We start from the raw sequence: 5,904 nt of genomic DNA on the forward strand, positions 1-5,904 counted from the left end.
CTGCTGGGCCTGCACCAGCTGCCGCCGGGCCTGGGCCGGCAAAGCCTGCAACGCAGCGGCCTGAACCGCCGGCAGATGCTCAACCGCCTGGGCGTACTGATGGCCGTGGCGCCGGCTGCCTGGCTGGCGGCACGACAGCTGCCCTGGGCGGAATGGAACGCCGACCTGCGCACCGCTGTGGGCGAGCGCAAGCACCTGCGCCTGCCCGATGGCAGCCAGCTCACCCTGAATACCGACAGTGCGGTGAACCTGGCCTTCAACACCCGCGAGCGCCGCCTGCGCCTGCTCCAAGGTGAAATCCTCGTCGACGCCCTGCCCGACCCACGCCCCTTCATCGTCGATAGCCGCTACGGCCTGCTGCGTACCCCGACCGCGCGCTTCAGCCTGCGCGACCTGGGCGATGCGTGCCGTGTGGCGGTGCTGGATAAAGAGGTGAGCGTCGAGTTGCCGGGTTACGCGAGCCAGATGGTCGGTGCCGGACAGCAGTTGATGTTCAGCGCGCAGGGCTTCCAGTCTCTGCAGCCAGCGGACGCCAACGCCAGCGCCTGGGAAAACGGCATGCTGCTGGCCCAGGGCATGCGCCTGGACGATCTGCTGGGAGAACTCGGACGCTACCGCAGCGGCCTCCTGCGCTGCGACCCGCGGTTGGCCAACCTGCGCGTGACAGGGGCTATCCCGCTGGGAGACAGCGACGCCGGGCTTGCGCTGCTGGCGGACATGCTGCCCGTGAAGCTGCGGCGGATGACGCGCTATTGGGTGACCGTGGAGCCGGCGTGAACCAATGAAATAACTAGCCTCTCGTGTCAGGAATCCGTGCCTGGGATTTGCCCTCTCCCCCGCCCTGGCTACGCGCCCCGCTCCGAAGGGAGAGGGGGCCAGACCGGCGTGCATGGCAAACACTTCGCTCGCCGGCAATCACGGAAGAGCGCAAGGCACGGATATCCCCTCTCCCTTCAGGGAGAGGGTTAGGGAGAGGGACCGCACCGCGCCGAGTCCCCACCTGTAGGAGCGAGCCTGCTCGCGAACAGATTCCCCGGCCGCACTGGCGTTGGGCGGTTCGCGAGCAAGCTCACTCCTACAACAAAAGCCCAACACTCTGAAATTTTTTCGCCCACCCCTGACACCTTTTTCGATCTCGCCCGGTGAAGAGGAAGACAACCTCCATTTGCCGACAGGAACACTCCATGCTCCTCCGCTCCCGCCTTCGCCCGCACTCTCTCGCCCTGGCCGTCAGCCTGGCCCTGACCGGCGGTGTCGTGCTGCCCAGCCTGGCCGCCGAAGCCGCCAGCCAGCAGCGCCAGTACGACATTGCCCCCGGCCCGCTGGGCGAGATACTGGCGCGCTTCGCTGCCCAGGCCGGCGTGCCGCTGGCATTCGAGGCGCAGGCGCTGAACCGCCAGCAGAGCGCGGGCCTCAAGGGCAGCTTCGCCCCCGAGCAGGGCCTTGAGCAGCTGCTCGAAGGCAGCGGCTACCGCCTGGTGCGCAAGAACAGCGGTTATGGCGTGGAGGCCGCACCCGCTGACAGCGACGCGCTGGAGATGGACGCCACCACCGTCAGCGGCGCCGCGCAGCAGCCCGGCAACCTGCCGCCGGCCTACGCCGGTGGCCAGATCGCACGCGGCGCGCAGCTGGGCATGCTGGGCAACCAGGACATCCAGGACGTGCCCTTCAGCTTCGCCAGCTACACCGCCAAGACCATCCAGGACACCCAGGCGCAGACCGTCGGCGACGTGCTGCTCAACGACGCCTCGGTGCGCCAGGGCAACGGCTACGGCAACTTCTCGCAGATCTTCGTCATCCGCGGCCTGCCGCTGAGCACCGACGACGTCTCGCTCAATGGCCTGTACGGCGTTACCCCGCGACAGATCATCGGCACCGAGTCGCTGGAGCGCGTCGAGCTGTTCAAGGGCCCCAACGCCTTCATCAACGGTGTGACGCCCAGCGGCAGCGGCATCGGCGGCGCGGTCAACCTGCAGACCAAGCGCGCCGAGGACACGCCCACCCGCAGCGTGACCCTGGGCTACGGCAGCGACAACCAGTTCGGCGAGCACCTCGACCTCGGCCAGCGCTTCGGCGAGGACAACCGCTTCGGCGCGCGGGTCAACCTGGCCCAGCGCGAAGGCGAAACCGCTGTCGACGACGAGAACCAGCGCTACAAGCTGGCCACGGTCAACCTCGACTACCGCGGCGAGCGCCTGCGCCTGGTCACCGATTTCGGCTACCAGAAGCAGCGCATCAACCAGGGCCGCCCGGTGGTCTACGTCGGCAGCGGCGTCAGCAGCATCCCCCACGCCCCGGATGCCGACCACAACTACGGCCAGTCCTGGAGCTACTCGCAGCTCGAAGACACGTTCGGCATGTTCCGCGCCGAATACGACCTGAACGACAGCTGGACCGCCTACCTCTCCGGCGGCGCCAAGCACACCCGCGAGAACGGCGCCTACTCGGCGCTGACCCTCAACGACAACAGCGGCGACGCGGGCGGCGGGATGATGGACGCCACCCATGACGAGGACAACAAGAGCGCCATGGCCGGCCTCAATGGCCACTTCGCCACCGGACCGGTCAGCCACCAGATGAACCTCAGCGTCGCCGGCATCTGGGCCGAGCAGCGCAGCGCCTACACCATGACCAGCAAGCGCTACCCGACCGATCTCTATCACCCGGTGCAGACACCCAAGCCCGCACCGACCCTGGCCGGCGGCGACTACAGCGACCCGGGCATCGTCGGCAAGACGCTGAACAGGAGCCTGGCCGCGGCCGACACGCTGGGCTTCCTCGATGATCGCGTGCTGCTGACCGTGGGCGTGCGCCGCCAGAGCATCGGCACCGACGGCTGGAACTACGTGGGCAAGCGCACCGCCAGCTACGACGAATCCATCACCACGCCGGTCTATGGCCTCGTGGTGAAGCCCACCGAGTACCTGTCGCTCTACGCCAACCGCATCGAAGGCCTGGCCGCCGGCCCGACCGCGCCCAGCAGCGCGGCGAACTTCGGCGAAGTCTTCGCGCCGAACCGTTCCAAGCAGGTGGAAGTGGGCGCCAAGCTGGACTTCGGCAGCTACGGCGGCAACCTGGCCTTCTACCGCATCGAGCAACCGTTCAGCACCACCGACCCGGACTCGAAGATCTTCAGCGTCGACGGCGAGCAGGAGAACCGCGGCATCGAGCTGAACGTCTTCGGCGAGCCGGTCAACGGCCTGCGCCTGCTGGCCGGCGGCACCTGGATCGACACCGAACTGAAGAACACCGCGGGCGGCAAGACCGATGGCAACCGCGCCGTGGGCGTGCCGACCTTCCAGTACAACCTGGGCGCCGACTGGGACGTCCCCGGCCTCCAGGGCGCAGCCCTCAACGGCCGCGTGCTGCGCACCGGCGGCCAATACCTGGATGCTGCCAACGACCTGAGCATCCCGGCCTGGACCCGCTTCGACCTCGGCGCCCGCTACGCCTTCAAGGTGGACGAGCGCGACGTGACCCTGCGCGCCAACCTGGAGAACGTCGCCAACAAGTCGTACTGGGCCTCGACCATCGGCGGCTACCTGACCCAGGGCGACCCGCGCACCCTGAAATTGTCGATGACCGTCGACTTCTGATTTCCCCATGCGACAGGGACGTCGCACCCCATCCACAGCCGGCCGGCGCGCAAAAACAGCTCCCGGCCGTCTCGCCACTGGAACGCAGCAGCCATTCGGGTCCATGCTGGAAGCTCGCCCATTTGCCGGAGTTCGCCCCATGAGCGACGCCATCACCATCGATTTCGTCTCCGACGTGGTCTGCCCCTGGTGCGCCATCGGCCTCAACGGCCTGCTGGAAGCCATCCGCCGGGTAGACGGCGAACTGAGGGTGGAACTGCGCATCAAGCCCTTCGAACTCAACGCCGACATGCCCGCCGAGGGGGAAGACCTGGTCGAGCACCTGCAGCGCAAGTACGGCAGCAGCGCCGAGGACATCGCCCGCAACCAGGAGCACCTGCGTTCCATGGGTGAGGAAGTCGGCGTGCACTTCGACCTGAAGAAGCGCAACCGCATCTACAACACCTTCGACGCCCATCGCCTGCTGCACTGGGCGGGTGAATCGCACCGCGACATCGCCCTGAAACAGGCGCTGCTGCATGCCTACTTCGGCGAAGGGCGCGACCCGAGCGACCCGGAAGTGCTGCTGGAAGTGGCCGTCAGCGTCGGCCTGGACGCAGTGCGCGCGCGGGAAATCCTCGACAGCGACGCCTACGCCGACGAAGTGGTGGCCGAGGAAGACTTCTACACCAGCCATGGCATCCGCGCGGTGCCCGCGGTGATCCTCAATGGTCGCCAGCTGATCTCCGGGGCGCAGAGCACCGACTACTACGAGCAGGCGTTGCGCCAGGTGGCGCGTAATGCGCCATTGCCGGAGTAGGTTTTCGCGCGGTCTCCCCGGTAAGAGCAACTGTCTTTCCCTGGAAATTTGTGCCCGAGATTTCCCTCTCCCTAACCCTCTCCCTGAAGGGAGAGGGGACTGATCGGCATCAAGCGAAACTCTGAGCTTGCTGGCGGCACGGATAGCTCCCTCTCCATTCAGGGAGAGGGCATGCCATGGCAATAGCGAGTAGGAGCGGACCTTGTCCGCGAAGTCCGCAGCGGAGAGCTCCGGATCGGCAGGTGCATGCAGACGGCCCTGCGGGGCGGGGCGCTCGGTGCTGCCGGGAGGCTGTTCGCGAGCAAGCTCGCTCCTACAGTTGCCGCCCAACCCTTGAAGTTTGCCGTATGAGGGACCGTAGGGCGCATAACCTGGAACAGGTTATCCGCCGGCACCTGCGCGGCGGATAACGCTGGCGCGTTGTGCGCCCTACGGAGCTTTTCGTAGGAGCGAGCTTTGCTCGCGAACCCGCCTGACACTGATGTCGCCTGGGAATTCTGTTCGCGAGCAAGCTCGCTCCTACAGGTCCTTCCCGCCGCCGTGCGTTTGCCACAGAAAGAAAAACGGCGCCCTGGGGCGCCGTTTTTCGTGCAGCATCAGCCGATCAGAGCGCCGACCAGCCGTCCATCTGACCGCCCAGGTCGGCGGAGTGCTCGGACAGCAGCGCCGCGTAGCCGCTGATGTGCTCGTGGGAGAGCTCCATCACCGGGTAGGCCAGGACCTGCCAGGGCAGCTTGTCGTTGCCGTCGTACTCGGAGTACGCCACCTTCTGCCCGTTCTGCAGCAGCATGATGGCGAAGTCCAGGGCGGACTGCTCGTCCGGGAAGATCACCGCGAACTCCACCTCATGCTCGAGGGAGAGGTCTTCGCCGTCTTCCTGCAGGGCCCACAGGGCATCGCCGATTTCGTCTTCCGGGAAAAGCTGCTTGTCGCGGCTCATGTCACTGCTCCAATTCGATTTACAAAGTGCCCGGTGTGGGCACGCCCGCGCAGGATACCCGTCCTGCATGACAACTGCCGGAAAATCTCGCCGGCACCATCGCCTTGGGTGATGTTCACCATCACGGTGTTTCACTTCCGAGCTTGATCGCCTGGCGCGAGGATGTGTTCATCGGGCCTGCGCCCTCCCCTCATCGAGCCTGCGACCATGCACACGCACAGCACCGAGGCCTACCGCATCACCTACATCACCCTGGACGAGGTGCAACTGCACTTCGAGACCCAGATCGCCGTCGCCGACGAAGAAGGCGGCCTCGCCCTGCACAGCGCCGCCACCCTGCCCGAAGAGCGCCGCGCGCTGCGCGAGCTGATCTGCGAGGCCCGGGAACAGCAGGCGCTGGTCGCCTGACCTTCCGAAAGCTTAGACGCTGATAAGCAAATGCCCCGCTCAGGCGGGGCATTTGTGTCAGCTACCGGACTTCACGCCTGCAACTGATTGCCGATCGGCAAGGTGCGGATGCGCTTGCCGGTGGCCGCGAACAGCGCGTTGGCCAGCGCCGGCGCCAGGGG

General features: G+C 66.6%; 5 protein-coding genes. 4 read left to right on the forward strand and 1 reads right to left on the reverse strand.

Annotated features, from left to right (window positions below; all coding sequences use genetic code 11):
* The 3 genes from ACCC94_RS27170 to ACCC94_RS27180 all read left to right on the forward strand — a co-directional run.
* Positions 1-777: FecR domain-containing protein (locus ACCC94_RS27170; protein ID WP_413352704.1), on the forward strand; the 777-nt coding region annotated here is incomplete at its 5' end.
* A 407-nt stretch (positions 778-1,184) separates the two neighbouring features.
* Positions 1,185-3,596: a TonB-dependent siderophore receptor gene (locus ACCC94_RS27175; RefSeq protein ID WP_413352705.1), complete on the forward strand. Its 2,412-nt coding sequence runs from the start codon at positions 1,185-1,187 to the stop codon at positions 3,594-3,596.
* A 139-nt stretch (positions 3,597-3,735) separates the two neighbouring features.
* Positions 3,736-4,395 (forward strand): DsbA family oxidoreductase, encoded by a 660-nt coding sequence (locus ACCC94_RS27180; RefSeq protein ID WP_413352706.1) that lies wholly within the window; start codon positions 3,736-3,738, stop codon positions 4,393-4,395.
* A gap of 604 nt (positions 4,396-4,999) precedes the next feature.
* Here the strand turns inward: ACCC94_RS27180 and ACCC94_RS27185 are convergent.
* Positions 5,000-5,335 carry a ribonuclease E inhibitor RraB gene (locus tag ACCC94_RS27185; protein WP_024762270.1) on the reverse strand — a complete coding sequence of 112 codons (336 nt, stop codon included), beginning with the start codon at positions 5,333-5,335 and terminating at the stop codon, positions 5,000-5,002.
* A gap of 207 nt (positions 5,336-5,542) precedes the next feature.
* Here ACCC94_RS27185 and ptrC point away from each other — a divergent pair, with 207 nt between their 5' ends.
* Positions 5,543-5,743 (forward strand): type III secretion system co-regulatory protein PtrC, encoded by a 201-nt coding sequence (ptrC, locus tag ACCC94_RS27190; protein ID WP_413352707.1) that lies wholly within the window; start codon positions 5,543-5,545, stop codon positions 5,741-5,743.
* The last annotated feature ends 161 nt before the right edge of the window (positions 5,744-5,904 follow it).

It is taken from the genome of Pseudomonas sp. Pseusp97 (assembly GCF_047304025.1).
Lineage (GTDB): Bacteria > Pseudomonadota > Gammaproteobacteria > Pseudomonadales > Pseudomonadaceae > Pseudomonas.